A 5286-nucleotide genomic window follows, 5' to 3' on the forward strand; every position below is an offset into this window, starting at 1 on the left:
TAATTTCTAATTTTGGTAGGTTCTTAACAATCTTCATTGTCTCTAAACTTACGGTAATAACCCTTTGGAATAACTCCAATGGATAAGCAGGATTTCCAACGGTTTCAACAGCATAGCGATTGGCATCATTCACAATGCCACTCTTTTTATCAGTCTTTACGCATTGACGACCTATAACCCATTCAAGGGCGGGTCTACCATTTACGATATACTCATAAGCTTCAAAGGGGATATCTGTTATGATGATGTTGCTGTTATAAATAACAGTGGATTTATCCTTTTCCTTGCTATTCTTAATTTTTGCGAATTTCATTTCAGTCACATAATAAAATTTTTCGGGATTAGAGATATCAGTCTGTTTTGGATTACCCTTTTTAAAGGTCACTGGATAAGGTTCCACATCTTCATAATTTACGTGTAAATAACCCAGTTCACGCCCTGCATTAACAAATTTCCAAAAATCTTCAGCACTTTTTACACAAGGGATACGAGGCAACTCTTTGCATAAGTTATCAGCATAACGGGAACGATAATCTTCTGAATGTAAGATTCCGTAAACGTAATAGAATAGATCATCTTTAGTTATGGTTTCATTCGGATAAGCTGCTTTAAAATGTGCTAATCCATCATCTGTAATACCATCACGAACTTTCTTTTTTGTATTTGTGGTAAATAAGCTATGATCATGATGTTTTTCCTCTTCACAATAGAGCATAAGTGGATAACATTTTGCACCTTCTAAAGTACCGTAACTGATCGGTTTATTAGTCATGAGACAAGAAAAATTTGATCTACTTCCTATCCCAGAAACACAAATACCAAGATTATGCGGAATAGTTGGATTAAAAAATTGATGCGTACGTCCTAATCTATCATTAAGAAATGGTGAAGCATAATGCCATATTGTCACAAACGGTGTATAGAGAATAGGAACTTTTAGGTAAGATTCAAATGTTGCATCTACACCTCGTTTTAGTTTGGAGATCAAAGCATCACCCCAACTAATTTTTGTAGCATCATAATCAATGATTTTTTTTACAGATATAGAAGGATTTTCAGCAACGAGACGCTTTTGCTCATTAAAAAATTCAATTGTTTTTTGAATAGACGTATCTAATACAGCACTCGAAAAGTTGTGAACCCAAGCATCTCTTTTTGAACATACACCAAGCGATACTTCCTCAAAGATTTTAGAATTTATTAAAATATTTCTATCTCCCATGGGCATAAACTGATTAAAGGTTACATCTCTTTGCTTTATCCAATCATGTTTTGCATTAGGTAGAATTTCAATAAATTGTTTGGATTGTATTATTCCTTTTACACTTCTTAATGTACGTAATTTTTTTAATTTTTCTTTGGCAGAAAGGTCATCTCCAATATCATAATAGTAAATTTTACAAGGCTGTTTCTCATATGGATTGCGTATAAAAAGAGTTATTGCTATTCCAGTCATACTTCCAGAACCAAAAATATTCCCTCCTTCTTTTGCTGCTTTATTTGATAACATATCTTTTCGAACATCACCACGAAGGTTAATGATATAAATAGAAGAATACTCATTATGTAAGCATCTTCGCATGCCATCCGCAAAAGTTTTATCAATCCATCCATTCCCAGAAACATAAGCGACAACACCGCCTTGTGAACTTAAACGATTACTTGCCCATTTGATCGCTCTAATATAGCTATCATAGAGATTACGACGGTTTGCTGCTTGTGATCCTGATGCATATGTATCATAAATACTTCTATCAAGCGTATCATAACGTACATTTGGATTATTATCATTGGCACTTTTTTGACCAACTGAATAAGGAGGGTTGCCAACAATAACTTGGATATCTGCTTCCTGCTGTTTTTTACACCGTTCCGAATTTTCAAACATATAGCGTGTGAAGAAATCTTTCTCCTCAAGCATCAAAAAAGTATCGGTTAAACAAATCCCTTCAAAGGGGATATAGTCTCCTTTCATAAGACTATGATAAGTCGATTCAATGTTAATGGCTGCTATGTAATAAGCCAATAAGACAATTTCATTGGCTTTGATTTCATTTCGGAACTTATATTCCATATCCTCTGATTTGATCAGTCCAGATTGTAAAAGCCGTGTGATAAAGGTCCCAGTTCCAGTAAAAGGGTCTAGAATAGAGACGCCTCGAGAACTCAAACTTTGTCCAAACTCTTGCTCTAAAACATCATTGACGGAATGTAAGATAAAATCGACTATTTCAATAGGCGTATAAACAATCCCAAGTTTATCTGTTGTCTTTTTGAATGCCTTGGTAAAAAAATCTTCGTAAAGTCTGATAATAAGATTCTGTTTTGCACGCGTTTCAATAATGCCCTCTGTATCCTCCTTTACACTTTGATAAAATTTATCAAGATCTTTGGCTTCTTCTTTGATATTCATCTTATCAAGTTCAGCTAAGATCTTTTCCATAGCTTGTGAGATAGCATTTTTACTCACAAACTCATTGCCATCAAACAAGGATTCAAAAATAGGACGTGTCACAAGGTGTTGCGCCAACATCTCAAGTGCATCCTCTTGCTCGATACTGTCATTTAAACCGTTCTTTAATTCCTTGTGAAAAACATGAAAAGCGCGATAAGCTTCACTCTTTTTATCAGCGAGTATGCTTTTAAGACGGATAATATGATTTTGTGCAATCGCAGCAACATTTCCCGCCCATTTTTCCCACTGATTAGGCTCTCCACATTTTCTGACAATGATTGGCTTAATAGCGCGCGATAATTCATCAATATAAAAATCGAACTCTTCTTGTACTTCATATCTATAAGGGCTTTCACTTGCTACTGAACCAATATGAAGCCCAGCACTTTCAGATTTTGCATGAAAGGATAGTTCATCAACAACTGCGGTCATTGCTTGTAAAGCAGGGTCAAAAGTTACCCCTACAATCTCAAACAGATGACGAACATCTTGGTCTAGCTCTAAGGCTTTCATTTTGTTTTTAAAGTTGTCATCATGAGCACGCAACGCATTGAGAACTTGCCAAATGACATCATACTTTGTATTGTTTGCTAAAGCCTGTTGTGGTGGAATATTAAAGGGAATACCAACGGGTAAAATAATATAGCCTGTTGTTTTACCTTCTGCGCGACGCATTACACGCCCCACAGCTTGTATTACATCCACATGACTTTTACGCGGGTGTAAAAACATAACCGCATCAAGAGCAGGAACATCTACACCCTCAGAAAGACAGCGCACATTGGTGAGTACACGGCAGTTATTCTCATCTGTATCTTCTTTAAGCCAATCAAGCAATTTATTACGGTCTTTACCATTAAAAGTCCCATCAATGTGCTTAACATCAAAGATAAGAGATGTCTTACTTTCGGGAACAAATTTATGATATTCATCAATAGCATCATTAAAAATCTCACTAACTCGTTCAGATGTCTTGATATCCCTACAGAAAGCCAGAGAACGACGCATAGGTTTTATGCCATCGTCTTCCTTCTTTTCTATTTGAGAAAGTGCTTTGTAGCAGCCAATCATTTTGGTTGTATCATCAAGAATAAGTTCGGAATTTTTATCTTTAAGACGTTTCTGAATTGTTGCGTTGATAATTGCTTCATCAACAGCTAAGACGATAACTTTATAAGGTGTTAAAAGCTTATCTTGTAGAGCTTTTGAAAAAGTATAAGTATAAAGATTTTTTCCATAGAGCTCTTTATCATCCATAGAAGCTAGCACGGCATCGGATACGTCAGCCTTCTTTTTCAGCTTATCGGTAAAGATCTTTGGCGTTGCTGTCATGTAGAGGCGTTTTTTGCCTCGAATGATGCTGTTATCGTGAACTTTGATAAATTCAGATTCATGCTTGTCTGTTCCTAAAACAACTCCTGTTGTTCTATGGGCTTCATCACAAATGATTAGATCAAATTCGGGTAAACCATAGTCTTTTTGTGTATCGGAAATCACTTGAATGGAATGATAGGTTGAAAAGACCACAGTCATCACATCAAGAGAGGTCTTATTGGCTTTACGTGCAAGTTCTTTTGCATCCGTGGTAGCCGGTAAGACAAGATCAGAAGCATCGAGACCAGCTTCATCATCCTGTTTCCCTTTACGACGCTTGCCTACCTGTGTATCCGAACACACTGCAAAGGAACGCAAGGGGATTTCTGTATCTGCTGTCCATTCTCTTATTGTTTGTGACATCAAAGCAAGGGAGGGCACCAGAAACAAAACACGCTTGCCTTTTCCGGCGAGAGTTTCTGCTATTTTAAGACTGGTGAATGTTTTACCCGTACCACATGCCATAATAAGCTTGCCACGGTCTGCTTCTTGTAAACCTTCACACACAGCTTTCAGTGCTTCTATCTGATGATCTAAAAGCTTTTTTTTTGGTTGTTCTTTAAGGACAGCTTGTCCTTGTTCTTTATAAGCGCCCCAATCAATTTGACTGTTTTCTAAATCAAACAGATTAATCTGTTGAATGCGAACCTCTTGACCATCACAAGTGTTGTTAGCATTATCACTCCAATTGCTTTCGGTGCTATCAACCAAAATACGACGGGTGAATATTTTCTTCCCAGAGGCAGCGATAAAGCTATCAATATCTTCTTTTTTAATGATGTGAGAGGCGTCATAGCATTTACATTGAATGGCAGCATATCCTCCCTCATCACGGATTGTAGCGACCAGATCAATGCCAATATCACGCCCATCTTCATCATGTTCCTCAGCCCATTCCGAATAAGTTTGAACCTTTTCGTATTCCTGCTTTTGTAAAGGGTCTTGCATGAGATAAGCCATGACAAGGTTTTCAAACAGCGTTCCCAATTCACGGGGTGATTTTGCTTGTTGACGATAATATTCTAAAAGAGAACGTAAAGTGACTTGTTTATTATCAGAATTGTGATGGTGAAGCATAAATAATAAACTCCATGGCAATATATGCTACTGATTAATTCTTTTCAAAAGAATCAAAATGAAGCTTATTAAATCTATTTTGAACGAATTGAGAAAAAAATGCAGGAAAATGCGAAAAAACGGATAAATTTTTTCAAAAGGGGTTTAAAAGGCTCTTTATCCACAGCCTATGACGTAAGTCAGATCAACAACAGAATAGTGAAATTTGCTATTTATTTCACATATCATTCAAGACGAATGCACTATGTGTTTAAAAACATCAGAATGATCATTTTGATGCATTTTACTATAGGTTTTGAAGGTTTCTCAAACCCTCAAAATACCTTCAAAAATATACTATGGGTTGAATTTAAGGTTGTGTTGTCGATATAGGTTGTATT

1 protein-coding gene is annotated in these 5286 nt (G+C 36.3%); it reads right to left on the minus strand.

Annotation, left to right across the window (positions count from 1 at the left end; genetic code table 11):
- Positions 1 to 4906, minus strand: a 4906-nt coding sequence (locus PVV69_RS09180; protein WP_273757262.1) for a type ISP restriction/modification enzyme, incomplete at its 3' end; no start/stop codon positions are given.
- Between the last annotated feature and the right edge of the window lie 380 nt (positions 4907 to 5286).

The sequence above is a fragment of the Bartonella sp. MM73XJBT genome, assembly GCF_028618465.1.
Classification (GTDB): domain Bacteria; phylum Pseudomonadota; class Alphaproteobacteria; order Rhizobiales; family Rhizobiaceae; genus Bartonella.